The sequence below is a fragment of the Amycolatopsis thermophila genome, assembly GCF_030814215.1.
GTDB lineage: Bacteria > Actinomycetota > Actinomycetes > Mycobacteriales > Pseudonocardiaceae > Amycolatopsis_E > Amycolatopsis_E thermophila.
Window position 1 is genome coordinate 1420139 of record NZ_JAUSUT010000001.1, and the last position, 23724, is coordinate 1443862.

General features: G+C 70.7%; 24 protein-coding genes. 8 read left to right on the forward strand and 16 right to left on the reverse strand.

Annotated features, from left to right (window positions below):
* Positions 1 to 57 precede the first annotated feature (57 nt).
* The 6 genes from FB470_RS07010 to FB470_RS07035 all read right to left on the reverse strand — a co-directional run bounded on the left by FB470_RS07010 (position 58) and on the right by FB470_RS07035 (position 6789).
* Positions 58 to 1332, reverse strand: coding sequence for a thymidine phosphorylase (locus FB470_RS07010; RefSeq protein WP_306989695.1), 1275 nt, complete (start codon positions 1330 to 1332; stop codon positions 58 to 60).
* Positions 1329 to 1718: a cytidine deaminase gene (locus FB470_RS07015; RefSeq protein ID WP_306989697.1), complete on the reverse strand. Its 390-nt coding sequence runs from the start codon at positions 1716 to 1718 to the stop codon at positions 1329 to 1331. Before FB470_RS07015 ends, FB470_RS07010 begins: the two co-directional genes overlap by 4 nt.
* On the reverse strand, positions 1718 to 2986 hold the full coding sequence (locus tag FB470_RS07020) for an ABC transporter permease (protein WP_306989699.1): 1269 nt from the start codon (positions 2984 to 2986) through the stop codon (positions 1718 to 1720). The genes FB470_RS07015 and FB470_RS07020 overlap by 1 nt, the downstream gene beginning before the upstream one ends.
* Complete coding sequence (locus tag FB470_RS07025) at positions 2983 to 4074, reverse strand: ABC transporter permease (RefSeq protein ID WP_306989701.1); 1092 nt, start codon at positions 4072 to 4074, stop codon at positions 2983 to 2985. The genes FB470_RS07020 and FB470_RS07025 overlap by 4 nt, the downstream gene beginning before the upstream one ends.
* The gene (locus FB470_RS07030) at positions 4071 to 5612 is read right to left on the reverse strand and encodes an ABC transporter ATP-binding protein (protein ID WP_306989703.1); all 1542 of its coding nucleotides are present in this window, start codon (positions 5610 to 5612) and stop codon (positions 4071 to 4073) included. The genes FB470_RS07025 and FB470_RS07030 overlap by 4 nt, the downstream gene beginning before the upstream one ends.
* A 73-nt stretch (positions 5613 to 5685) precedes the next feature.
* Positions 5686 to 6789, reverse strand: coding sequence for a BMP family lipoprotein (locus FB470_RS07035; RefSeq protein WP_306999106.1), 1104 nt, complete (start codon positions 6787 to 6789; stop codon positions 5686 to 5688).
* Between the two features lie 505 nt (positions 6790 to 7294).
* Here FB470_RS07035 and sdhC point away from each other — a divergent pair.
* From sdhC to FB470_RS07055, 4 genes are read left to right on the forward strand one after another with little or no spacing between them, the layout of a single operon-like run.
* On the forward strand, positions 7295 to 7744 hold the full coding sequence (sdhC, locus tag FB470_RS07040) for a succinate dehydrogenase, cytochrome b556 subunit (protein ID WP_306989704.1): 450 nt from the start codon (positions 7295 to 7297) through the stop codon (positions 7742 to 7744).
* Between the two features lie 7 nt (positions 7745 to 7751).
* Positions 7752 to 8171: a succinate dehydrogenase hydrophobic membrane anchor subunit gene (locus tag FB470_RS07045; protein ID WP_306989705.1), complete on the forward strand. Its 420-nt coding sequence runs from the start codon at positions 7752 to 7754 to the stop codon at positions 8169 to 8171.
* 28 nt (positions 8172 to 8199) lie between these two features.
* A complete protein-coding gene (gene sdhA / locus FB470_RS07050; protein ID WP_306989706.1) occupies positions 8200 to 9987 on the forward strand; it encodes a succinate dehydrogenase flavoprotein subunit in 1788 nt (595 codons plus the stop codon).
* Positions 9987 to 10760 (forward strand): succinate dehydrogenase iron-sulfur subunit, encoded by a 774-nt coding sequence (locus FB470_RS07055; RefSeq protein ID WP_306989707.1) that lies wholly within the window; start codon positions 9987 to 9989, stop codon positions 10758 to 10760. The genes sdhA and FB470_RS07055 overlap by 1 nt, the downstream gene beginning before the upstream one ends.
* Before the next feature lie 56 nt (positions 10761 to 10816).
* Here FB470_RS07055 and FB470_RS07060 read toward each other — a convergent pair whose 3' ends face one another.
* On the reverse strand, positions 10817 to 12670 hold the full coding sequence (locus FB470_RS07060) for a vWA domain-containing protein (RefSeq protein WP_306989708.1): 1854 nt from the start codon (positions 12668 to 12670) through the stop codon (positions 10817 to 10819).
* A gap of 186 nt (positions 12671 to 12856) precedes the next feature.
* Positions 12857 to 13096 (reverse strand): SCO4848 family membrane protein, encoded by a 240-nt coding sequence (locus tag FB470_RS07065; protein WP_306989709.1) that lies wholly within the window; start codon positions 13094 to 13096, stop codon positions 12857 to 12859.
* A gap of 73 nt (positions 13097 to 13169) precedes the next feature.
* On the opposite strand from FB470_RS07065, the gene FB470_RS07070 reads away from it, so the two are divergent.
* On the forward strand, positions 13170 to 14372 hold the full coding sequence (locus FB470_RS07070) for a D-alanyl-D-alanine carboxypeptidase family protein (protein ID WP_370876451.1): 1203 nt from the start codon (positions 13170 to 13172) through the stop codon (positions 14370 to 14372).
* A gap of 42 nt (positions 14373 to 14414) precedes the next feature.
* On the opposite strand, the gene yhjD is transcribed toward FB470_RS07070, so the two are convergent.
* The 3 genes from yhjD to FB470_RS07085 form a co-directional block, all read right to left on the reverse strand.
* Positions 14415 to 15419 (reverse strand): inner membrane protein YhjD, encoded by a 1005-nt coding sequence (gene yhjD, locus FB470_RS07075; protein ID WP_306989710.1) that lies wholly within the window; start codon positions 15417 to 15419, stop codon positions 14415 to 14417.
* Positions 15420 to 15484: 65 nt separating this feature from the next.
* Positions 15485 to 16513, reverse strand: coding sequence for a tryptophan--tRNA ligase (gene trpS, locus FB470_RS07080; protein WP_306989711.1), 1029 nt, complete (start codon positions 16511 to 16513; stop codon positions 15485 to 15487).
* Between the two features lie 13 nt (positions 16514 to 16526).
* A complete protein-coding gene (locus tag FB470_RS07085) occupies positions 16527 to 17423 on the reverse strand; it encodes a LysR family transcriptional regulator (protein WP_306989712.1) in 897 nt (298 codons plus the stop codon).
* Positions 17424 to 17493: 70 nt separating this feature from the next.
* Here FB470_RS07085 and FB470_RS07090 point away from each other — a divergent pair, with 70 nt between their 5' ends.
* On the forward strand, positions 17494 to 18519 hold the full coding sequence (locus FB470_RS07090) for a TDT family transporter (protein WP_306989713.1): 1026 nt from the start codon (positions 17494 to 17496) through the stop codon (positions 18517 to 18519).
* Here the strand turns inward: FB470_RS07090 and FB470_RS07095 are convergent.
* Complete coding sequence (locus FB470_RS07095; RefSeq protein WP_370876452.1) at positions 18498 to 18794, reverse strand: hypothetical protein; 297 nt, start codon at positions 18792 to 18794, stop codon at positions 18498 to 18500. The two genes, FB470_RS07090 and FB470_RS07095, sit on opposite strands and share 22 nt — an antisense overlap.
* A 204-nt stretch (positions 18795 to 18998) precedes the next feature.
* On the opposite strand from FB470_RS07095, the gene FB470_RS07100 reads away from it, so the two are divergent.
* Positions 18999 to 19613, forward strand: coding sequence for an ArsR/SmtB family transcription factor (locus FB470_RS07100; protein WP_306989714.1), 615 nt, complete (start codon positions 18999 to 19001; stop codon positions 19611 to 19613).
* 27 nt (positions 19614 to 19640) lie between these two features.
* Here the strand turns inward: FB470_RS07100 and FB470_RS07105 are convergent, their stop codons facing one another.
* Complete coding sequence (locus tag FB470_RS07105; protein WP_306999112.1) at positions 19641 to 20459, reverse strand: exodeoxyribonuclease III; 819 nt, start codon at positions 20457 to 20459, stop codon at positions 19641 to 19643.
* Between the two features lie 43 nt (positions 20460 to 20502).
* On the opposite strand from FB470_RS07105, the gene FB470_RS07110 reads away from it, so the two are divergent.
* Entirely contained in the window at positions 20503 to 21237 is a 735-nt protein-coding gene (locus FB470_RS07110) for an MBL fold metallo-hydrolase (protein ID WP_306989715.1), read from the forward strand.
* Position 21238: 1 nt separating this feature from the next.
* Here the strand turns inward: FB470_RS07110 and FB470_RS07115 are convergent, their stop codons facing one another.
* The 3 genes from FB470_RS07115 to FB470_RS07125 form a co-directional block, all read right to left on the reverse strand.
* On the reverse strand, positions 21239 to 21556 hold the full coding sequence (locus tag FB470_RS07115) for an SH3 domain-containing protein (RefSeq protein WP_306989717.1): 318 nt from the start codon (positions 21554 to 21556) through the stop codon (positions 21239 to 21241).
* Positions 21557 to 21651: 95 nt separating this feature from the next.
* Positions 21652 to 22338, reverse strand: coding sequence for a hypothetical protein (locus tag FB470_RS07120; RefSeq protein ID WP_306989718.1), 687 nt, complete (start codon positions 22336 to 22338; stop codon positions 21652 to 21654).
* 129 nt (positions 22339 to 22467) lie between these two features.
* On the reverse strand, positions 22468 to 23691 hold the full coding sequence (locus tag FB470_RS07125; protein WP_306989719.1) for an NADP-dependent isocitrate dehydrogenase: 1224 nt from the start codon (positions 23689 to 23691) through the stop codon (positions 22468 to 22470).
* Between the last annotated feature and the right edge of the window lie 33 nt (positions 23692 to 23724).

Sequence of the window (23724 nt, forward strand, 5' to 3'; positions counted from 1 at the left end):
CCTCAGGCGACGGGATGACCACCCAGCTCCGTTTTGGAGCAGGGCGCTTCGCGCCGCTCAGGTGATGCGGTCCAGGATCAGGTCCCGCTTCTCCGGTGGGGAATCGGCGATGCCGATCGCGTCGGTGAGGGCCTCGCGAGCCGCCGGGACCGCGTCGGGCGTGTTGGTGTGCAGCTCCAGCAGCGGCTGCCCCTTGGCGACCCGCTCCCCCGGCTTCGCCAGGCAGAGGACCCCGGCGGCGTGCTGCACCGGGTCTTCCTTGCGCGCCCGGCCCGCCCCCAACCGCCACGCCGCCACCCCGACGGCGTAGGCGTCCACAACGGACAGATACCCGTCCGAAGGCGCTTCCACCACGCTCACGTGCGCGGGCCTGGGCAGGGGCGCGGACGGGTCACCACCCTGCGCCGCGATCATCCGGCACCACGTCTCGTACGCCTCGCCGGACGCCAGCACCTCCGCCGGATCCACCGGGAGCCCGGCCAGGGCCAGCATCTCCCGCGCCAACGCCACCGTCAGCTCCACGACGTCGGCCGGCCCACCACCCTGCAGGACCTCGACCGCCTCCGCGACCTCCACCGCGTTGCCGACCGCCGCGCCCAGCGGCGTGTTCATGTCCGTCAACAAGGCCGTCGTCGCCACACCGTGCGCCGTGCCGATCTCGACCAGCGTCCGGGCCAGCTCCGACGCCTCCTCGACGCTCTTCATGAACGCCCCGGACCCCGTCTTCACGTCCAGGACCAACCCGGCCGAACCCTCCGCGATCTTCTTGCTCATGATCGAGCTCGCGATCAACGGGATCGACTCGACTGTGCCCGTCACGTCCCGCAACGCGTACAGCTTCCGGTCCGCCGGCGCCAGCCCCTCCGTGGCCGCGCAGACCACCGCGCCCACGTCGTTCAGCTGCCGCACGATTTCGTCCACGGACAACGCGGCCCGCCAACCCGGGATCGACTCGAGCTTGTCCAGCGTGCCGCCCGTGTGGCCCAGCCCGCGACCGGACAGCTGGGGCACCGCCGCCCCGCACGCGGCCACCAGCGGGGCCAGCGGCAAGGTGATCTTGTCGCCGACCCCACCGGTCGAGTGCTTGTCCACCGTCGGACGATCGACGTCCAGTGACAACCGCGAACCGGAGTCGATCATCGCGCCGGTCCAGGTCGCCGTCTCCCGCGCGTCCATCCCGCGCAGGAACACCGCCATCGCCAGCGCGGCCATCTGCTCCTCGGCCACGTCGCCCCGCGTGTAGGCGTCGACGACCCAACGGATCTGCTCGTCGCTCAACGCGGCGCCGTCACGCTTCGCCCGGATGACGTCGACCGCCGCGAACGCTGTCACGGCAGGTCCGCGGGACCGAAGGCGTCGGGCAGCACCGAGGTCATCGGCAGGACCCCGGACGGCGTGTCCACCAGACACGACCCACCGCCCAGCTCGAACAGGATCTGACGGCACCGGCCGCACGGCATCAGCAGGTCACCGTCGCCCGACCGGCACGCCACCGCCACCAGACGCCCGCCACCGGACAGCCGCAGCTGCCCGGCCATCGTGCACTCCGCGCACAACCCGAGGCCGTAGGAAGCGTTTTCCACGTTGCACCCGACGACCACCCGGCCGTCGTCCACCAGCCCGGCGACGCCGACGTGCAGACCCGAGTAGGGCGCGTACGCGCTCTTCGCCGCCAGCACCGCTCGAGCGCGCAGCGCCTCCCAGTCGATCTCGCTCACTAGTCCCCCTCACCACGCCGGTACCGGGCACCGCCGGCCTTGGGCGGCCTGAGTCGCTGCGAGGCCACCGCCAGCACGATCAACGTCACGACGTGCGCGGTGTACGGGGTCAGCTCGCTGGGCAGCGTGTCGTTGGACCAGTAGATCCAGTACAGGATCCCGGCGCCGGCGACACCGAGCGCCGCCGCGATCCACTGCCGCCGGATCAGCTGCACCACCACGATCACGACCAGCAGCAGCACCACGCCGTACAACAGCGCGAGCACCGCCTTGCCGCCGCCGGAGAGCTGCAGACCGTCCGCGTACCCGAACAGCGCCGCACCACCGAGCAGCCCGCCCGGCCGCCAGTTGCCGAAGATCATCGCGGCCAGGCCGATGTAGCCGCGGCCGTTGGTCTGGTTCTCCAGGTAACCGCCGCCGCCCTGGAGCAGCACCAGCGACGCGCCGCCCATGCCGGCCAGTCCGCCGGAGATCAGCACGCCGAGGTACTTGTGCGCGTACACGTTGATGCCCAGCGACTCGGCCGCCACCGGGTTCTCGCCGCACGACCGCAGCCGCAGCCCGAGCCGCGTCCGCCACAGCACCAGGTAGCTCACGGGCACCAGCAGGATCGCGATCATGGTCAACGGCGCCACCCCGGTCACCAGCCCGTTGATCAGGCCCGCCGCGTCCGAGATGAACACGCGCTGCTGGTCCTCGAGGCGGGTGAGCCAGTTCGACAGGAACGTCGCCGAGTAGGTGTCGAACGTCGGCACCGTGGGCGACTGCCGCGGGTTGCCGGACAGCGGCTCGAAGATCAGCGTCGCCAGGTACTTCGCGACGCCCAGCCCGAGCAGGTTGATCGCCACACCGGAGACGATGTGGTTGACGTTGAACGTCACCGTCGCGATCGCGTGCAGCAGGCCACCGAGCGCGCCGAACAGGATCGCCGCGCCCAGGCCCGCCCACGGGCCGCCGTAGTAGGCGCCCCACGCCGCACCCCAGGTGCCGAGGATCATCATGCCCTCGAGACCGATGTTCACCACGCCGCCGCGCTCGGACCACAGCCCGCCGAGGGCGCACAGGAGGATCGGCAGCGCCAGCCGGAGCGCGGTCTGCGCGGTGTTGGTCGAGGTCAGGGTGTTGACCCCGGTGAAGTACGACGCGGCGGAGAGCACCGCGACGATCCCGACCGCCCAGATGATGCCGCGCGCCCAGCCGGGGATCCGGCGCTTGCGCGGGGTGGGCGGAACCGTCATCGGCGCCTCGGTCTCGGTCGCGAGACTCATACCGCACCCCCTTCGCTCACCGGAGCCGGGCGGCCGCCCGACAACGCGCGGCCGACGCGGCGCTGCGCGGCGGCCAGGTCGGCCCGCTTCACGATCTCGTACGCCACGACGACCGACAGCACGATCGCGCCCTGCATGATGGTCGCGATCTCCTTCGGCACGTCGACCTGCTCCAGCGACACCGCCGACTTGTCCAGGAACGCCCACAGCAGCGCGCCGAGCGCGATCCCGCCGGGGTGGTTGCGGCCCAGCAGCGCGACCGCGATGCCGGTGAAGCCGTAGCCCTGCGTCGAGGTGATGGCGTAGGTGTAGTCGCGGCCGACGAGCTCCGGGATCGCGACCAGCCCGGCCACCGCGCCGGAGAGCAGCATCGCGATCAGCGTCATCTTCTTCGCGTTCACCCCGCCCGCGGCCGCCGCCGTGGTCGACTCACCACTGGCCCGTAGCTCGAACCCGAACCGGGTGCGGTTGAGCATGAACCAGTAGGCGAAGCCGATGACCGCGGCGATGATCACGAACCCGAACAGCTTCGCGTCGCCGATCGGGATGTTCGGCACCCGGCCGGACGGCGCGATCTCCTCGGTCTTGAGGTTGTTCCCGGTCAGCACCCCGAACTGGTCGGGGTTGATCAGGAACGCCACGATGCCGCCGACGATCGCGTTGAGCATGATCGTCGAGATGACCTCGCTGACGCCGCGGGTCACCTTGAGGATCGCCGGCACCGCCGCGTACAGCGCCCCGGCCAGCAGCGCGACCAGGATGATGAACACGACGTGGATGACCGGCGGCAGCACGACGGCCCCGCCGATGATCGCGGCGACCACGGCCGCGAACCGGTACTGGCCCTCGACACCGATGTTGAACAGGTTCATCTGGAAGCCGATGGCCACCGCGAGCCCGGACAGGTAGTAGACGACCGCCAGGTTCACCGTGTCCACGGCGGTGGTGCCCTTGAACAGCTGACCGATCATGGTGCCGTAGGCCTGCAGCGGATCGGATCCGGAGATCAGCAGCGCGATCGAGCAGATCAGCACCGAGAACACGATCGCCAGCAGGGGTGGCAGCACCTTGGTGCGCCAGGAGGTCACGCGGCTTCCTCCGCTCCGGTCATGGCCGAACCCAGTTCCGTCGGGGTGACGGTGGCGGGGTCGGCTTCGCTCACCAGTCGTCCGCGCAGCATGACGCGGATGGTGTCGGACAGGCCGATCAGTTCGTCGAGGTCGGCGGAGATCAGCAGCACGGCGAGGCCGTTGCGGCGGGCCTGGCGGATCTGCTCCCAGATCAGCGCCTGCGCGCCGACGTCCACACCGCGCGTCGGGTGCGAGGCGATCAGCAGCACCGGGTCACCGGACAGCTCGCGGCCGACCACCAGCTTCTGCTGGTTCCCGCCGGACAGCGCCGCCGCCGGCACCTCGATGCCGGGCGTGCGGACGTCGTAGTCGGCGACGATCCGCTCGGTGTCCTTGCGGGCACCGGCGATGTCCAGCAGCTGGCCCTTCGAAACCGGCCGCCGGGTCTGGTAGCCCAGGATCCGGTTGGCCCACAGCGGCTGGGTCAGCAACAGGCCGTGCCGGGTGCGGTCCTCCGGCACGTAGCCGATGCCGGCCTCACGGCGGGCCAGCGTGCCCAGGCCGGTCAGGTCCCGCGCCTCGCCGCCGGCCTCGACCAGCTCGATCGTGCCGCCACTGGCCTTGCGCATGCCCATGATCGTCTCGACCAGTTCGGTCTGGCCGTTGCCCTCGACACCGGCGATGCCCAGCACCTCGCCCGCGTGCACGGTGAAGGTGATGTCCGAAAGGACGGCCCGCGCGGTGTCATTCGTCCCCTCGGCGACCAGCCGCAGGTCCTTGACCCGCAGCACGTCCCGGTCGGTCACGGTCGATTCGCGCGTCTCCGGGCTGGGCAGCTCGGACCCGACCATCATCTCGGCGAGCTCACGCGAGGAGATCTTCTTCGGGTCGGCCGTGCCGACCGTGGTGCCGCGCCGGATCACGGTGACGGTGTCGGCGATCGCGCGGACCTCGTCGAGCTTGTGCGAGATGAAGATGAAGGTGAAGCCCTGGGCCTGCATGCCGCGCACCGTCTCGAACAGCGCCTCGACCTCCTGCGGCACCAGCACGGCGGTGGGTTCGTCGAGGATGACGATCCGGGCGCCGCGGTAGAGCACCTTCATGATCTCCACGCGCTGCCGGTCGGCGACACCGAGCGTCTCGACCAGCGCGTCCAGCGGCGCGGACAGCCCGACCTGCTTCTCCAGCTCGGCCAGCTTCGCGCGCGCGGCGCGGCCGATGCCGTTGAGGTTCTCGGCACCGAGCAGGACGTTCTCCCGCACGGTGAGGTTGTCGGCGAGCATGAAGTGCTGGTGCACCATGCCGATGCCCGCGCGGATCGCGTCCTGCGGGTTGCGCAACCGGATCTGCTCGCCGTTGATCGCGATCGTGCCCTCGTCCGGCGGCTGCATGCCGTAGAGGATCTTCATCAGGGTGGACTTGCCGGCCCCGTTCTCGCCGCAGATGGCGTGGACCTCGCCGGACGCCACGGTGAGGTTGACGTCGGAGTTGGCGACCACGCCGGGAAAGCGCTTGGTGATGCCGCGCAGCTCGACGGCCGGTGGTGAGTTCGTCATGAGACCCCCGGAAACGGCGTACGGGGCCCGGGAAGGGATCACCTTCCCGAGCCCCGGACGCGGCGATGGATCGTTACTTCTGCGGCGTGGTCGGGACCTTGATGCTGCCCGAGATGATCGCCTGCCGGTAGCCCTCGAGCTGCGGCTTGATGTCGTCGACCCGGCCACCGGAGGTGGAGTAGCCGACACCGTCGACCGACAGGTCGAACCGCTTCGGCAGCGAGCTCAGCGTGTTGCCGGCCAGCGCCTGGATGTAGTCGAACACGGCCACGTCGACCCGCTTGAGCATGGAGGTCATGATGACGTCCTTGTACTCGGCCACGGTCGCCTGGTTGTACTGGTCGGAGTCGACGCCGATCGCCAGGCCCTTGGCCGCGCTCGCGGCCTGGAAGACGCCCTTGCCGGAGGCGCCGGCGGCCTGGTAGACCACGTCGGCGCCGGCGGAGAACTCGGCCGCGGCCTTGATGTTGCCCTTGGCCGGGTCCTGGAACCCGGTGTTGTCACCGGCCGGGGTCAGGTAGTCGCTGGTGATCTGCACCTTGTTCGACGCGGCCTTCGCGCCCGCGACGAAGCCGGCCTCGAACTTCTGGATCAGCGGGGTGTTCACGCCGCCGACGAACCCGACGTGGCAGTTCTTGCTCTTGTAGACCGCGGCGACACCCACCAGGAAGGAGCCCTGCTCCTCGGAGAAGACCAGCGGGGTGACGTTCGGCGCGGTCACCGAGTCGTCGTCGACGATCGCGAACTTGGTGTTCGGGAACTTCGGCGCGACCGCCTGCACGGCGCTGGCGTAGGCGAACCCGACGGCCACGATCGGGTTGTACCCGTCGGTGGCCAGCTGGGTCAGGCGCTGCTCCTTGGCGGCCTCGTCCTCGGTCGGCGACGCGGTGCTCTCCCGGACGTCCTTGACGCCGAGCTCGCTCTTGGCCTTGTCCACGCCCGCGGCCGCGGCGTCGTTGAACGACGCGTCGCCCCGGCCCCCGATGTCGAACGCGAGACCGACCCGCAGCGCGCTGGCGTCGACCTTGGCGCCGGCGGCGCTCGAACTGGTCGACGCGGCGGTCGCCGCGGGTGCCTGGGCCGTGACGCAGGACCCGGCCGCGGCGTTGTTGTTGTTGCTGCTCCCACTGTTGCCGGAGTCCTTGGCACACCCTGTCAGCGCGAGTGCCGCCGCCATCGCGGTGGCGGCCAGCGTGGTGGCACGCGTCTTACGCACCCTGTCTCTCCCTCCCCGCTGTGTTCCAGCGGACCCGAGAACCGACCCGGCTCAGGTGCCGGGCTCGACGGGCGAACGGTACCCGCCTGTGAGCAAATGGCCATGCCAGAGCCACAGCACGTAACCTAAACGTTTGCTTGCTGTCCGGCACGGCGACAGTTCAATCACATGGAGTCACCCCCTCCCCACCGGGTGAGCGAGATTCACACCACGTCGCGGGGCGCCGTGACCGGCCGCAACACTCTGAGACGCAGGACACGCGGCCTGTGTCTGGTCGATCACACACACCAACCACAGGTTGAGTGCGGTATGGCGACCGGGTCTAGCATCCCCTTTATCCAAGCTCGATGGCCTTGAACACCCCGCCGGGGCGCCTGCGAAGTCCCAGGTGGACGCTCCCCGCGGCCCGGTGGATTCGCAGGTCAGCCGGGCACAGTCCAACCACGACGTTGGAGGCCGTACACCGATGTCCACCACGGCGAGCACCGCCGCCGACCAGACGGCGGCGGAGGCGAGCGATCGGGCGGGTGCCTCACGCCGGAGCGGGACCTTCTACCGGGGCGACCCCGGCATGTGGTCCTGGGTCCTGCACCGGATCACGGGCGTGCTCACCTTCTTCTTCCTGTTCGTCCACGTCCTCGACACCGCGCTGGTGCGGGTGTCGCCCGACACCTACAACGAGGTCATCGAGACCTACAAGACCCCGCTGGTCAACCTCATGGAGGTCGGCCTGGTCGGCGCCGTGCTGTTCCACGCGCTCAACGGCATCCGGGTCATGCTGGTCGACTTCTGGTCGAAGGGCACCAAGTACCAGAAGCACATGCTGTGGACGATCGCCGTCATCTGGGTGGTCGTGATGATCCCCGGTGCGATCGCGATGCTGTGGCGCACGGCGTCGGAAATGTTCGGAGGCTGAGCGAGAGATGGCTACCGAGACCCTCGCACTCGACAAGCCGCGCTCGCCGCGGCGCCCCGCCGCCCGGCGGAGCAACTTCGAGCTCTACAGCTGGCTGTTCATGCGGATCTCCGGCCTCGCGCTGGTCGTCCTGGTGCTCGGCCACCTGTTCATCATGAACATCCTCGACGGCGGCGTGCACCGCATCAACTGGGGCTTCGTCGCCGGCCGCTGGTCCTCGCCGTTCTGGCAGTTCTGGGACCTGGCGATGCTGTGGCTGGCCCAGATCCACGGTGGCAACGGCCTCCGCACGATCATCGACGACTACGCCCGCAAGGACAGCACGCGCTTCTGGCTGAAGATCGTGCTCTACGTCGCGATGGTCATCATCCTGTTCGTCGGCACCCTGGTGATCTTCACCTTCGACCCGAACATGGCCGGCAGCTGACCCACCACCACCCGAGGAAGAAGCGGACATGCAGTTCCACAAGTACGACGTGGTGATCGTGGGCGCCGGTGGCGCCGGTATGCGCGCCGCCATCGAGTCGGGCCAGCGCGCCCGCACCGCGGTCCTCACCAAGCTCTACCCCACCCGCTCCCACACCGGCGCGGCGCAGGGCGGCATGTGTGCCGCGCTGGCCAACGTCGAGGAGGACAACTGGGAGTGGCACACCTTCGACACGGTCAAGGGCGGCGACTACCTGACCGACCAGGACGCGGCGGAGATCATGGCCAAGGAGGCCATCGACGCCGTACTCGACCTGGAGAAGATGGGCCTGCCGTTCAACCGGACGCCGGAAGGCAAGATCGACCAGCGCCGGTTCGGCGGTCACACCCGTGACCACGGCAAGGCCGCGGTGCGCCGGGCCTGCTACGCGGCCGACCGCACCGGGCACATGATCCTCCAGACGCTGTACCAGAACTGCGTCAAGCACGGGATCGAGTTCTTCAACGAGTTCTACGTGCTCGACATGATCACGACCGAGACCGAGAACGGGCCCGTCGCCACGGGCGCCGTCGCCTACGAACTGGCCACCGGCGAGCTTCACGTCTTCCACGCCAAGGCGGTCGTGTTCGCCACCGGCGGCTTCGGCAAGGTCTTCAAGACCACGTCGAACGCGCACACCCTCACCGGTGACGGCATGGGCATCTACTACCGCAAGGGCCTGCCGCTGGAGGACATCGAGTTCTACCAGTTCCACCCGACCGGCCTGGCCGGCCTGGGCATCCTGCTCACCGAGGGTGCCCGCGGCGAGGGGGCGATCCTGCGCAACGCCTCGGGTGAGCGGTTCATGGAGCGCTACGCCCCCACCATCAAGGACCTCGCGCCGCGCGACATCGTCGCCCGGTCGATGGTGCTCGAGGTGCTGGAGGGCCGCGGGGCCGGCCCGCACAAGGACTACGTGCTCCTGGACTGCACGCACCTCGGTGCCGAGGTCCTGGAGACGAAGCTGCCGGACATCACCGAGTTCGCCCGCACCTACCTGGGCGTGGACCCGGTGAAGGAGCCGGTGCCGGTGTACCCGACCGCGCACTACGCGATGGGTGGCATCCCGACGAACGTCCACGGCGAGGCCCTGCTCGACAACGACACGGTCCTGCCCGGCGCGTACGCCGCCGGTGAGGTCGCGTGCGTGTCCGTGCACGGCGCGAACCGCCTGGGCACCAACTCGCTGCTGGACATCAACGTGTTCGGCCGCCGCGCCGGCATCGCCGCCGCGGAGTACGCGAACGGGCACGACTTCGTCGAGCTGCCGGAGAACCCGGCCAAGATGGTCGAGGGCATGGTCGACCACCTGCGCACCGCCCACGGCGGGGAGCGGGTGGCCGACATCCGCACCGAGCTGCAGCAGACGATGGACACCAACGCGGCCGTGTACCGCACCGAGGACACGCTGAAGACCGCGCTGACCGACGTCCAGCGGCTCAAGGAGCGCTACGGCCGGATCTCGATCCAGGACAAGGGCAAGCGGTACAACACCGACCTGCTGGAGGCGATCGAGCTGGGCTTCCTGCTCGACCTGGCCGAGGCGCTGGTCAACGCCGCTCTGGCGCGCAAGGAGTCGCGCGGCGGTCACGCCCGCGAGGACTACCCGAACCGGGACGACGTCAACTTCATGCGGCACTCGATGTCGTACAAGATGCTGCCGGACAAGCCCGACCCGGATGCCCCGCTGGGCATCAGCGGGTTCACGGCCGACATCCGGCTGGACTACAAGCCGGTGACCTTCACCCGGTACGAGCCGATGGAGCGGAAGTACTGATGACCGCGGTAGCCGAACAGAACACCGTCAACGGGATTCCCGCGCCGGAGGGCTCGGTCACCATCACGGTGAAGATCCAGCGGTACAACCCCGAGGTCGACGACGCGCCGCACTGGGAGTCCTACGACGTCCCGGCGCTGCCGACCGACCGGGTGCTGAACCTGCTGTTCAACATCAAGAACTACGTGGACGGCACGCTGTCGTTCCGCCGGTCGTGCGCCCACGGCATCTGCGGCTCGGACGCGATGCAGATCAACGGCATCAACCGGCTGGCCTGCAAGGTGCTGGTCAAGGACCTGCTGGCGAAGGACGGCAAGGAGACCACGGTCACCGTGGCCCCGATCAAGGGCCTGCCGACGCTGAAGGACCTCTACGTCGACATGGAGCCGTTCTTCGAGGCGTACCGGGCGGTCAAGCCGTACCTGATCACCTACGGCAACGAGCCCACGCGCGAGCGGATCCAGTCGGCGGCCGACCGCGAGCGGTTCGACGACACCACGAAGTGCATCCTGTGCGCGGCGTGCACCTCGTCGTGCCCGGTGTACTGGAACGACGGGTCGTACTTCGGCCCGGCGGCGATCGTCAACGCGCACCGGTTCATCTTCGACAGCCGCGACGAGGGTTCCGAGGAGCGGCTGGACATCCTGAACGACGCCGAGGGCGTCTGGCGCTGCCGGACGACCTTCAACTGCACCGACGCGTGCCCGCGTGGCATCCAGGTGACGAAGGCGATCCAGGAGGTCAAGCGGGCGCTGCTGTTCAAGCGCGTCTGAGGTTTCCGCACGCGAAACGGTCCCCTCGCTCGACGGCGAGGGGGCCGTTTCGTCTCTCAGACGCGGCGGCCGCGTACGGCCGGCACGATGATCGCGGCCAGCACGACGACGCCGGCGCCCGCCGCCCAGTAGGGCCAGACCGGGCTCTCCGCCGCGGCGGCCTCGGCAGGCACCGCTTCGGCGGTCTCGGTGGGCTTGTCGCCGCCGAAGACGCCGCCGGCCGGGGAGGTGTAGGCGGGACCGGGTTCGGGCGTGCCGGCGACCGTGAGGTCGAGCGTGACCGGCACCGGCACGTCCTCGCCCGCGTCGAAGGTCGCGCCCAGCTTGACCGCGATGTAGTACCAGCCCGCGACGGCCTGGGTGCGAACCTTCGAGTTGTCGGCGTCACGGTTGTGGTAGCGCACCGGGGCCGTCGCGATCGGCCCGTTCGTCGGCAGCGTGCCGCCGGAGCCGGTGAAGACCGTGGTGTCGGAGGCGATCTCGGCGCGGTACGGGTTGTAGGCGGTCGTGGCGATGTTGGACACGTTGTCGACGCCGGTGCCGCCCGCCTGTCCGAAGTGGACCTGGTACGCCAGGCCTTGCCCCCAGCCCAGCTTGACGCGGTAGAAGACGTACTCGCCGCGCTGCAGCGTGTCGGTGTAGCGGCCGCTGCCCGCCAGCGGCGCGGCGACGTTGAACGAGCCGCCACCGACGACCGGTGTGCCTTCACCGGCCGGTTCGGCGAGGGCGGTCGTGGGCAGCACCGCCCGCGGACCGCCGTCGGTGACCTCGGGCTCGACGCCGACGAGCAGCTCGACCGGCAGCCGCTCGGGCACCTCGGCCGACACGCGGCTCCAGGTCAGGGCGAAGTAGTACCGGCCGGCGCCGCGGCAGTTGCCGGAGCTGCTGCGGCCCGTCTTCGGCTCGGTCGCGCCGTCCCACGCCTTCGCGATGGTCAGGGCGACGCCGTCGCTGGACATCGTGGCCTGCTCGGACTGGAAGACGTGGCAGTCCTCGCCGTTCGCGCCGTACACGCGCAGCTGCAGGGAGTTGATGTCGTCGAGCCGGTCGACGTCCGGCAGCCGCGGGAACGACATCGTGCCGCTGAAGTAGGCGGTGGCGCCCTGCGGGACGTCGACGGCGTAGTAACGGGTTTCCCGCTGGCCGATGGTGTCGAGGTGCTGCCCGTTGCCGGCGACGGGGGCGGTGTTCCAGCTCGCGGTGCCGGTGATCGGGGTGCCGGCGGGTTCGTAGGTGCGCAGGGCGGTCGAGGTGACGCGCGGCAGGATGCGCTCGAGGGTCTTGCCGTCGGGCGCGTCGCTGTAGGTGCCGCCGGTGACCTGGGCGATGCAGGTGAGCTGCTGCCGGGACTTCTCGTCGACGTCGAAGCCGACCGTGTGGACGACGATCCGGGTGCCCTGCCGCGTCAGTTCCGCGGCGACCTCGCACGGGTCGGGCGGCGCGCAGGTGTCCTCACCGTCGGAGACGAGCACGACCGCGCGCGGGCCGGCCCCGGGAAGCGCGTCGGCGGCCGTGCGCAGCGCGGTGCCGATCGGGGTGTAGCCGCTGGGCCGGATGCCGTCGACGGCCGCGGTGAGGGCGGGTTTGTCGATGGTCCGCGGTGGTTGCAGGACCTGGACGTCCTGGCAGCCCGCGGACTTCTCCGCGTCCGCGGAGCCGGTGCGGGTGCCGTAGACGGTGAGGCCGACCTCGGCCTCCGCCGGTGCCGACCCGATGAACCGCTTGAGGGCCGTTTTCGCGGCGTCCATCTTCGTGCCGCTCGCCGGGTCGGCCTGCTTCATCGAGCCGGAGCCGTCGAGGATCAGCATGGTCGGGGCGTAGCCGGCTTCCTGGGCCCGCGCGACGGGCGCGAGCCCGAGCGCGACGAGGGCGGCCACGGCCACCGGCAGGAGCTTCGAAAGTCGGAACATGATCCCCCATCCGTGTCAGCGATGCGCCTTGGATGCGATCGCAAACGGACGGGTTCCGGTGAGTTCCGTCAGGCGCGGAAGATGGCAGGCAGCGGCGTGGGGCTGAAGCCGGGTTCGCGGAAAGCCGGTCGGCGTACTCGAGGAGCGGCGGGGACCGCAGGACCCACCGCCGGGTGGCTTCGCCGGTCAGGCGTCGACCTTCGCGCGGCGTTTCGTGCGCAGCCCGCGCCAGCCGATGACCCCGATGATCGTGCCCAGCACGAAGGACACGATGGCCAGGATCAGGTGCACGACGAAGAACCCGGTGGCCGACCCGTCGGGTGCCCACGAGTTGTCGCTGGCCCACAGGTTCTTCACGAACGTGATCCAGATGATCCAGGACCAGATCCCGAATCCGAGCAGGAACAGCGCCGTACGTCGAGACATGGTCCGAGTATCCCCCGATCGGATCGGGGCGCCGCGGCGGGGAACCCGTCCGCGCGTCCTCTAGCCTGCTTTGGTGCGACGCGGTTTCCTGCTCTCCCTCGTTCTCGTTGTGCTGTCCGGTCTCGTGCCGTTCGCCGGCACCGCGGCGGCCGCTTCCGCCGTGTGCCCGGACGCGGTCGCGCCGCCACCACCGGTAGACACCTCCGAGCAGCCACCGCCCGGCGTGGCCTCGCCCGCCCCGCTGCCCGTCCCGAAGGCCGCGGTCGGTGGCGCGCGCATGGCCGAGTGCGGTGTGGTCGCCCCGGCCGGCGCCGCGGCCCCGCCGGACACCACCGCCGCCTCCTGGGTGCTGCAGGACCTCGACACCGGCGAGGTACTGGCCGCGAAGAACCCGCACGCCCGCGAGCGGCCGGCGTCGCTGATCAAGACGCTCCTCGCGCTCGTCGTGATCCGCGAGATGAAGCCCGACCAGGTGCTCGTGCCCACGGTCGAGGACGCCAGCCAGGAATGCACCTGCGTGGGCCTCGTCGCGGGCGGCCGGTACACCGTCGACCTGCTGCTGCACGGCCTGCTGATGCACTCGGGCAACGACGTCGCCCACACCTTCGCCACCGCGCTCGGCGGCGTGCCCGCCGCGACCCAGAAGATGAACGCGCTGGCCGCGGAGCTGGGCGCGACGGACACCCGCGCGGCGACCCCCTCCGGCCTGGACGGTCCGGGCATGTCGGCGTCGGCCTACGACCTGAGCCTGATCTTCAACTACGGGATGAAGCAGCCGGAGTTCGCCGACTCGATCCGCACCCGCTCGATCCAGATCCCGGACCAGCCCGGCAAGCCGGCGTTCTCGATCGTCAACGACAACAAGCTGCTGGGCACCTATCCCGGCTTCCTCGGCGGCAAGACCGGATTCACCGACGACGCCCGGCACACCTACGTCGGCGGCGCCGAACAGGGCGGCCGGCGCGTGGCGGTGGTGATGATGCGCGCCGAGAACCGCCCGGCGCAGGTGGTGCAGCAGGCCCGGCAGCTGCTGGACTACGGCTTCGCCCTGATGAAGACCAACGCCTCCCCGGTCGGCCACCTGGTGTCGCCGGAGCAGGCGGCCGAGATCACCGGTTCCGCCGCGGCCGACGGCGTGAGCGGCACGAACGCCGCCGCGGAGGACCCGTTCGGCGTCACCGGCTGGATCCTGACGCTGGTCGTGGCGGCGATCATCGTGGCCGGCTTCGTGATCGGGCACTACCGCAAGAAGGGCCGGCAGCTCCAGCACCACTGAGGGCTTCGCGGCCGGGTGAGGGCGCGGGCCTCGGCCGCCGGCTCAGCCGCGGCGACGTCCCAGCCAGGCCAGGACCGCGCCGGCGCTGAACGCACCGGCCACCACGCCGGCCCCCGGCCCGCGCCGAACCTCGACGGTCGGCCGGATCACCGCCGGGGGCGGCGGCGTGACGCGTTCGACGACGTTCTCCCGCGCGGTCGCCGTCCACGCGGTGACGTACAGCAGGAACCGCGACACCAGGTTCGCGAACACCAGCAGACCGATGATCGGCCCGAACAGCGCCCCGCTGGGCGAACTGGTGACGCTCGCCAGGTAGATCGACCCGACCTGCTTGAGCACCTCGAACCCCACCGAGGCGATCGCGGCGCCCTTGATCGCGCTGCGCGCCGTCACCTTCTCCCGCGGCAGGCGCGACAGCACCCACAGGAACACGAGCATGTTCGCGAGCAGGCCCAGCACGATCGTCGCCAGGCGGAGGAGGAACAGGGCCCAGCTCTGGTCGTCCAGTCCGACCAGCCGCAGCAGCACGCGGCCGATCCCACCGCCGACCGCGGTCAGGCCGAACGACACCACCAGCGCCAGCCCGAGCCCGCCGAGCGCGAGCAGGTCCTTGATCGTCGTCGACACCAGCGGGCGGCTCTTCTTCTCCTGCCCCCACTGGGCGGTCAGCGCGTCCCGCAGGTTGCTCATCCAGCCGATCCCGGAGTAGAGCGCCAGCAGCAGGCCGAGGACCCCGGTGCCGCCGCGCGAGGCCAGCGCGGTGTCGACGATCTTCGCGACGAAGTCGCCGATACCCGGCGGCGTCGAGGACACGATGCCGTCGCGCAGCTCGTTCAGCGCGGCCGTGTTCCCGGCCAGCACGAACCCGGCGATCGAGAAACCCACCATGAGCAGCGGGAACAGCGACAGCACGCTGAAGTACGTGATCGCCGCGGCGTAGTGGTTGCCGTACCGCTCGCCGAACGCCTCGTTGGCCCGCACCAGGTGGTCGAGCCACGGGTACTTCCGGCGCAGCCTCGGAACCAGCTTTTCCTTCTCGTCCGCCACGGGAAAACGCTAACGACCACGCCCCGACCTCGCAATTCGGGGCCGGGGCGAATCCATTGTGGACGTCAGCGGGCGGGCGGCAGGAAACCGACGCGGTCGAACACGCGCTCGAGCGTCTCCGCCGACACCGCGCGGGCCTTCTCCGAGCCGCGCGCCAGGACCTTGTCCAGCTCGGCCACATCGTCCAGGTAGGACTGGACGCGCTGCTGGATCGGGGTGACCCATTCGACGAGCACCTCGGCGAGGTCCTTCTTCAGGTCGCCGTACCCCTTGCCCGCGTACGCGGCTTCCAGGTCGGCGATCGTGCGGTCGGTCAGCGCCGAGTAGATCGACAGCAGGTTGGACACGCCGGCCTTGTTCTCGCGGTCGAACACGATCTCGCGGCCGGTGTCGGTGACCGCCGAGCGAATCTTCTTCGCCGAGCGCTTCGGGTCCTCCAGCAGCTCGATGATGCCGTTCGGCGAGGACGCCGACTTGCTCATCTTCACCGCCGGGTCCTGCAGGTCGTAGATCTTCGCGGTGCCCTGGGGGATGTGCGGCTCGGGCACGGTGAACGTCTTGCCGAAGCGCTGGTTGAAGCGCTGCGCCAGATTGCGGGTGAGCTCCAGGTGCTGGCGCTGGTCCTCGCCGACCGGCACCGCGTCCGCCTGGTAGACGAGGATGTCCGCGGCCATCAGCACGGGGTAGGTGAACAGCCCGACGCTGGCGTGCTCGCTGCCCTGCTTGGCCGCCTTGTCCTTGAACTGCGTCATCCGGCTCGCTTCACCGAAGCCGGTCAGGCACTCCAGCACCCAGGACAACTGGGCGTGCTCGGGCACCTGGCTCTGCACGAACAAGGCGCTGCGCTCCGGGTCGACGCCCAGCGCGAGCAGCTGCGCGGCCGAGACCCGGGTGCGCTGCCGCAGCACCTTCGGGTCCTGCTCGACCGTGATGGCGTGCAGGTCGACGACCATGTAGAAGGTCTCGTGCGTGTCCTGCATGCGCACCCACTGCCGCAGGGCACCGAGGTAGTTGCCGAGGTGGAACGAGTCGGCCGTCGGCTGGATCCCCGACAGCACACGCGGGCGGGCGGTGGTTTCTGGCGCTTGCGACACGACCCCGATTGTCTCAGGCCCCGCGCACGGCGATGGCAGCGAGGTCGGCCGCCGGACCGCGCAGCCGGTGCCCGGACCGCCAGACCAGCCGGAGGTCGCGGCGCAGGTCGAGCCCGGCGACCTCGACGGCGACCAGCGTGCCCGCCGCGAGCTCGGCGGCGACGGTGTGCGCGCCCAGCACGGCCGGCCCGATGCCCTCCATCACGGCGGACTTGATCGCGGTGGTCGAGGACAGTTCGAGCAGGGGCCCGGCGGGTTCCTCCGGGGCCAGGGCGAGTTCGAGCGCGCGCCGGGTGCCGGAGCCGCGTTCCCGGCTGATCAGGGGCGTCGCGGCCAGCTCGTCCGGCCGGATCTTCCGGCGCCGCCGGGCCCACGGGTGGTCCGGGGCCACGACCAGCTCGAGCGCGTCGGTGCCGACCGTCTCCGCGCGGAGACCGGCCGGCAGGTCGGGACCTTCGACGAACCCGAGGTCGACCTCGCCCGCGAGCACCTGCGCGGCGACCTCGTCGGAGTTGCCGGAGGTGAGCGCCACGGCGGTTCCGGGGTCGAGGCGGCGCAGCGCGGCCAGCCAGCGCGGCAGCAGGTACTCGGCGACGGTGAGGCTGGCCGCGACGCGCAGGTGCTCGTCGCGGCGGGCGCGCAGCGCGGCGATCCCGGCATCGAGGTCCGCGGCCGCTTCGACGACGGGCCGGGCCCAGTCGGCCACGAGCGCCCCGGACTCGGTCAGGCTGGAGCCGCGCGGCGAGCGGTTGACGAGGATCACACCGGTCTGCGTCTCCAGCTGCCGGATCCGGGCGCTCGCGGCGGGCTGGGAGATCCCGTGCGCGCGGGCGGCCGCGCCGATGCTGCCGAGCTGCGCGACCGACAGCAGCAGCTCGAACCCGGCGAGGTCGGTCACGCGCAGAGTCATAGCCTCAGGTTATGGGCTCATCCGCGGGTGATCCCTACCGGCCGCGCGCGCCCGGACCGAAGGTGGGGGCATGCTCGAACGCGCCCCCGCCCTGCCCCGCCCCGGCACGACGCCGAACTGGTTCGCCTCGGTGATGGGCAGCGGCATCGTCGCGACCGGCTTGCCGCGACCGCTGGCGGTGCTGCGGCCCGTCGCGACGGTCGTGTGGGCGCTGGCGGCGATGTGGCTGGTCGTCCTGCTGTGGCAGGTGGTCGCGGACCGGCGCGGGCAGCGGCGACACTTCCGGGACCCGGTGATGATCCACTTCTGGGGCGCGCCGCCGATGGCCCTGCTCACGATCGGCGCCGGCTCGGTGGCGCTGGGCCGGGACTGGTTCGGCGGCGGCGCGCTGGTCGCGGGCGGCGTGTTGTGGGTCGCCGGGACCGTGCTCGGCCTGGTGACGGCGGTCGCGGTGCCGTACCGGATGATCGTCGGCCGGGTTCCGGCGGCGGAGGCGTTCGGCGGGTGGTTGATGCCGGTGGTGCCGCCGATGGTCTCGGCCGCGACGGGTGCGGCGCTGGTGCCCCACCTGCCGGCCGGGCAACCGCGGCTCGCCCTGCTGCTGGCCTGCTACGCGATGTTCGGGGTCAGCCTGTTCGCCACGCTCGCGCTGCTGCCGCAGATCTGGCAGCGGCTGGTGACGTCCGGCACGGAGGCGGGGCGGGTGCCCACGCTGTGGATCGTGCTGGGGCCGCTCGGCCAGTCGGTGACGGCGGCGAACCTGCTCGGCGCGGTCGCGCCCGGGGTCCTGCCGTTCGGCCCGGCAGCGGCGGCGTTCGGCCTGTTCTACGGGGTCGCGACGTGGGGGTTCGCGATGCTGTGGCTGGCGATCGCGGCGGCGGTGACCCTGCGGACCGTCCGGGCGGGGATGCCGTTCTCACTCACCTGGTGGAGTTTCACCTTCCCGGTCGGCACCTGCGTCACCGGTTCGAGCGCGCTCGCCGCGGTCACCGGTTCCGCCCTGTTCGACTGCGCGGCGGTGTCGCTCTACGTTTTGCTGATCGGCGCCTGGGTAGTCGTCGTACTGCGAACGGCTCAGGCCGGCGGACGACGGTAGGGGGTGAGCGGCCGCGTGGGCTCGTCGGGGGATTCGACGGGGACGGGGACGACCGCCTCCGCCTGGGCCTTGCGGCGCTGCCGGACGATGCCCAGCGCCATGCCGATGATGCCGAGCAGCACGGCGGCCAGGCCGACGGGGCCCAGCAGCCCGAACGAGACGCCCGCGGGCTCGGCCTGCGAAGCCGGGGCCGCCGCGGCGACGCCGGTGGTCGCGGTGGCCATGATCGCCAGGACCAGGCCGGCCCGCAGTACGTGCACGGTTCGGTTGCGCACCGGTGTGCCTCCTGAGACGAGACTGCCGTTCCAAGGTCGCCGTCACCCTAATGGGTGGCCGTTACCAGCGTGAAAACTACCGAGCGTGTCAAGCCCTGTCGTTCTTGATCACGCGCGGGCAGAGAGTAGCGCCCATTCGGAGTGCCGGAAACGCGGGGGCCATCCCTTCTCGACAACTCTTCTTTTCGGTGCGATGGTTCGGGGATGCTCGACGTGGCAGTGATCGACGACCCGGCCGCCGCCGAGGTGTCGCTGGACCCGATCCGCGCCCGGCTCCTGGCGGAACTGGCCGAGCCGGGCTCGGCGACGACACTGGCCGCCCAGGTGGGCCTGACGCGGCAGAAGGTCAACTACCACCTGCGGGCGCTGGAGCGGCACGGCCTGGTGGAGCTCGTGGAGGAGCGCCGGAAGGGCAATGTGACGGAGCGGGTGCTGCAGGCGACGGCCGCGTCGTACGTGATTTCGCCCGCCGCGCTGGCCGAGGTGGCGCCGGACCCGTCGCGCGCGCCGGACCAGCTGTCGGCCCGCTGGCTGCTCGCGCTGGCGGCCCGGATGGTGCGGGAGGTGGGCCAGCTGATCACGGGCGCGACCGCGGCGCGGAAGCGCCTCGCGACGTTCGCGATCGACTCGGAGATCCGGTTCGCCTCGGCCGCCGACCGGGCCGCGTTCGTGCGTGAACTCGGCTCCACGGTGACGGACCTCGCCGCGAAGTACCACGACGAGAGCGCGGAGGGCGGCCGGCGGCACCGGCTGGTGGTCGCACTGCACCCGAGCCTGAAAACGGTCGGCGAGGAGGGCAAACCGGCACCGCCCGCGTGAGTCCCGCCGAGGCGGGCAGACCGCGGATCAGACCCCGAAATCGACGTCGAACGTCGCGGTGACCGGGGCGTGGTCGGACCAGCGCAGGTCGTAGCTCGGGGCGCGGTCGACCATCACCGACGTGCACCGGTCGGCCAGCGCGGGCGTCGTGACGAGGTAGTCGATGCGCCAGCCCGCGTCGTTGTCGAAGGCCTTGCCCCGGTAGGACCACCAGGTGTACGGGCCGGGCCCCTCCGGGTCGAGCCGGCGCTGCACGTCGACGTACCCGGCCTCGCCGAACACGCGGCTCATCCAGGCCCGCTCCTCGGGCAGGAAGCCGGAGTTCTTCTGGTTGCCCTTCCAGTTCTTCAGGTCGATCTCGGCGTGCGCGATGTTCCAGTCGCCGCCGACGACGACCTCGCACCCGGCCGCCTCGGCCTTGCCGCGCAGCTCGACCAGGTACGGCAGGAACGCGGCCATGAACCGCTCCTTCTCGTCCTGCCGCGGCGTGCCCACGTCACCGCTGGGCAGGTACAGGCTCGCGACGATCACGCCCGGCAGGTGCACTTCGAGGTAGCGCCCGCTGTCCTCGAACTCCGCCTCGCCGAACCCGACCCGCACCTCCGATGGTTCGGCCCGGCTGTACACCGATACCCCGTTGCGCCCCTTCACGGCCGACGGCGCGTGGTGCGCGTGCCAGCCCTCGGGCGCGACGACGTCCTTCGGCAGCTGCCCCGCCTCGGCGCGCACCTCCTGGCACAGGACCACGTCGGACCCGCTCGCCGCGAGCCACTCGACGAACCCCTTCTTGGCGGCGGCGCGCATGCCGTTGACGTTGATTGTCGAGATCGTGAACACGCCCCGCACGCTACCTTCCGCCACCGACGATCCGGCTGCGAGACTGCCGGGCGTGAGCGAACTGACCGTGCTGGGCAGCTGCGGCGCCTGGCCGGAGCCGGGACGGGCGTGCGCGGGGTTCCTCTTGTCCCACGAAGGTTTCCGTCTCGTCCTGGACCTCGGGTACGGCACGATCGGCGCCCTTCTCGGCCGGTGCCCGCGCGGGGAGGTGGACGCCGTGATCGTCACCCACCGGCACCCGGACCACTGCGTCGACGTCAGCGCCCTCGCCCGGGTGCGGCACTACGAGGCGCCGGACCGGCCGAAGATCCCCCTGCACTGCGAGCCCGGCGTGCTGGACGTGCTGCGCGCCCTGGAACCCCGGCCCGACCCCACCACCGTCTTCGAAGTGCGCGCCCCCGAGCCCGGACGGCTCGGACCGTTCCGGCTCGAACCGATCGCGCTGCCGCACCACGTGCCCGTCCACGGCATCCGGCTGGAGGCCCCGGGCCTCACCCTCGCCTACACCGGCGACTGCGGCCCCACGCGGGCGCTGCGCGACCTGGCCCGCGACGCCGACCTCTTCATCGCCGACGCCACGCTGCAGCGGCAACCGCCGGAGGGCAGCGAGCGCAACGTCATGACGGCGACGGAAGCGACGACCTGGGCGCAGGCCGCAGGGGCGCGACGGCTGCTGCTCACGCACATCTGGCCGGGCAGCGACCGGGCCGTCTCCGCCGCGCAGGCCCGCGCGGCGTTCGACGGTGAGGTCCTCGTGGCCGAGGAAGGGCTCGTCGTGGCGCTGTGACTCAGCAGTTGGCGCCGCTCACCGGCTTGAGGTACTCCGCGCTCGCCCACTTGTTCTCGGCGATCTTGCGGAAGCCGTTCTGGACCTCGATCTGCGCGTCGGTCTCGGCGTTCTGGTTGAACTTGCCGACGATCTCCGCACCGGCGTCCGGGGCCGCCCGCACGTTGAGGACGTCGGCCGTCACCGTGACCCGGCAGCCGCCCGGCCCGCCGCCCGAGCCTCCGGAGGCCTGCTGGTCGTTGCCCATCACGTAGATCAGCCCGACTCCGGCGAGGATCGCGACGATGATCAGTGCCCGCTTAGGGATGCCCAGGAACACGGGTACTCCTCACCAGCCGATGTGCCTTCCGGGTAAGGGTAGCCACACTTCACCGCCCGCCGACAGGTCCGCGCGGGCGAACCACCCGAGCGGCGTCACCGGGTGAGCACGGTCGGTGACGAGGGCCCCGTCCACACGCTGTCGTGCCGCACCACCTGAGTGCCGGCGTGGTTCAGGAGGGCGACGGCGACCGGATCCCGTTGCGGATCGAAGGGGCGCTGCACCTTCCACAGGTGGTCGGTCAGCGCCCGCGCCAGGTGCCCGGCGGTCGCGAACCCGGGCACGGCGAGGACGGTCAGCGAGACGATCCGGTCCCCCGGGACCCGGCACACCACGTCGACGCGGCTGCGCACCGCGCCGGTGAGCCGCAGCGCGCGCAGGACGAGCCCGCAGAGCCACTGCGCGAGCACCTCGAGCAGCGCGAACGGCATCAGCACGAGCCACACCAGGATCTGCGCGCCGACGACGACCGCCTCCACGACCTGCCCGACGGCGCCGATGACGAGGATCGCGACCAGCAGCAACGGGCCCAGGTAGAGCCACCGCCAGCCGCTGACCCGCCGGGGGTCGAGCTTGTCCTCGCGCGCGGTCCTCCGCTGCTCGCGCCGCTCCTGGCGCCACTCCGACGGGGTGCGCCTCGTGTCCGTGCGCACGGCGCGGTAGGGGCGGTACTCACCGGACGCGATGTTCACCGGCTGCACGACGCGCTGCCACGGCACGAATCGGCGCTTCAGGGTCCAGACGTGGTCGCCGGGGTGGATCACCTGCACCAGCGCAGTCATACCCCACGCCGGGCGGCCCGGCGCGGACCGGGTCGGCCCCGGTGTGACCAGGCAGCGGCGCCGGACGTGGAAAAGCCCGGTCACCACGGGGGTGACCGGGCTTCTCGCTGTGGCCGGAAAAACGCGGACTCAGCCCTGGGCGATCTTCGCCGCCAGGTTCTGGTCCAGGGTCGCCAGGAACTCCTCCGTCGTCTGGAACGGCTGGTCCTTGCCGACGAGCAGAGCGAGGTCCTTGGTCATCTTGCCGCTCTCGACGGTCTCGACCACGACCTGCTCCAGCTTGTTGGCGAAGCCCACCAGCTCGGAGTTGCCGTCCAGCTTGCCGCGGTGCTCGAGACCCCGGGTCCACGCGAAGATCGACGCGATCGGGTTCGTCGAGGTCGGCTTGCCCTGCTGGTGCTGGCGGTAGTGCCGGGTGACCGTGCCGTGCGCGGCCTCGGCCTCCACGGTCTTGCCGTCCGGCGTGCGCAGCACCGAGGTCATCAGACCCAGCGAGCCGAAGCCCTGCGCCACGGTGTCGGACTGCACGTCACCGTCGTAGTTCTTGCACGCCCAGACGTAGCCGCCCTCCCACTTCAGCGAGGCGGCGACCATGTCGTCGATCAGGCGGTGCTCGTAGGTCAGGCCCTTGGCGTCGAAGTCCGCCTTGAACTCGTTGTCGAAGATCTCCTGGAAGGTGTCCTTGAACATGCCGTCGTAGGCCTTCAGGATGGTGTTCTTCGTCGACATGTAGACCGGCATGCCCCGGTCCAGGCCGTACTGCAGCGAAGCGCGCGCGAAGTCCTCGATGGACTTGCGGTAGTTGTACATGCCCATCGCGACGCCGCCACCCTCCGGGTAGCGGGCGACCTCGAACTCCATCGGCTCCGAGCCGTCCTCGGGCACGTACGTCATGGTCACCGTGCCGGGGCCGGGGACCTTGAAGTCGGTGGCCTTGTACTGGTCACCGTGCGCGTGACGGCCGATGATGATCGGCTTCGTCCAGCCCGGGACCAGCCGCGGGATGTTGGAGATGATGATCGGCTCACGGAAGACGACACCGCCGAGGATGTTGCGGATGGTCCCGTTCGGGCTCCGCCACATCTTCTTCAGGCCGAACTCCTCGACCCGGGCCTCGTCCGGGGTGATGGTGGCGCACTTGACGCCGACGCCGTGCTTCTTGATGGCGTTCGCCGAGTCGATGGTGACCTGGTCGTCGGTGCGGTCACGTTCCTCGATGCCGAGGTCGTAGTACTCGAGGTTGATGTCGAGGTACGGGTGGATCAGTTTGTCCTTGATGAACTTCCAGATGATGCGAGTCATCTCGTCGCCGTCGAGTTCTACGACGGTGCCCTCGACCTTGATCTTGGCCATGAGCCGCGGTGCTCCTCTCGCGGATCTGCGCGT

What these genes read in the sequence shown, in the direction of transcription:
- FB470_RS07035 (WP_306999106.1), bottom strand. Translation starts at nt 6,789, where the DNA reads ATGGCGGCGGCACTCGCGCTGACAGGGTGTGCCAAGGACTCCGGCAAC.
- FB470_RS07030 (WP_306989703.1), bottom strand. Translation starts at nt 5,612, where the DNA reads ATGACGAACTCACCACCGGCCGTCGAGCTGCGCGGCATCACCAAGCGC.
- sdhA (WP_306989706.1), top strand. Translation starts at nt 8,200, where the DNA reads ATGCAGTTCCACAAGTACGACGTGGTGATCGTGGGCGCCGGTGGCGCC.
- FB470_RS07100 (WP_306989714.1), top strand. Translation starts at nt 18,999, where the DNA reads ATGCTCGACGTGGCAGTGATCGACGACCCGGCCGCCGCCGAGGTGTCG.
- FB470_RS07085 (WP_306989712.1), bottom strand. Translation starts at nt 17,423, where the DNA reads ATGACTCTGCGCGTGACCGACCTCGCCGGGTTCGAGCTGCTGCTGTCG.
- FB470_RS07060 (WP_306989708.1), bottom strand. Translation starts at nt 12,670, where the DNA reads ATGTTCCGACTTTCGAAGCTCCTGCCGGTGGCCGTGGCCGCCCTCGTC.
- FB470_RS07020 (WP_306989699.1), bottom strand. Translation starts at nt 2,986, where the DNA reads ATGAGTCTCGCGACCGAGACCGAGGCGCCGATGACGGTTCCGCCCACC.
- FB470_RS07125 (WP_306989719.1), bottom strand. Translation starts at nt 23,691, where the DNA reads ATGGCCAAGATCAAGGTCGAGGGCACCGTCGTAGAACTCGACGGCGAC.
- FB470_RS07055 (WP_306989707.1), top strand. Translation starts at nt 9,987, where the DNA reads ATGACCGCGGTAGCCGAACAGAACACCGTCAACGGGATTCCCGCGCCG.
- FB470_RS07045 (WP_306989705.1), top strand. Translation starts at nt 7,752, where the DNA reads ATGGCTACCGAGACCCTCGCACTCGACAAGCCGCGCTCGCCGCGGCGC.
- sdhC (WP_306989704.1), top strand. Translation starts at nt 7,295, where the DNA reads ATGTCCACCACGGCGAGCACCGCCGCCGACCAGACGGCGGCGGAGGCG.
- FB470_RS07120 (WP_306989718.1), bottom strand. Translation starts at nt 22,338, where the DNA reads ATGACTGCGCTGGTGCAGGTGATCCACCCCGGCGACCACGTCTGGACC.
- FB470_RS07065 (WP_306989709.1), bottom strand. Translation starts at nt 13,096, where the DNA reads ATGTCTCGACGTACGGCGCTGTTCCTGCTCGGATTCGGGATCTGGTCC.
- FB470_RS07090 (WP_306989713.1), top strand. Translation starts at nt 17,494, where the DNA reads ATGCTCGAACGCGCCCCCGCCCTGCCCCGCCCCGGCACGACGCCGAAC.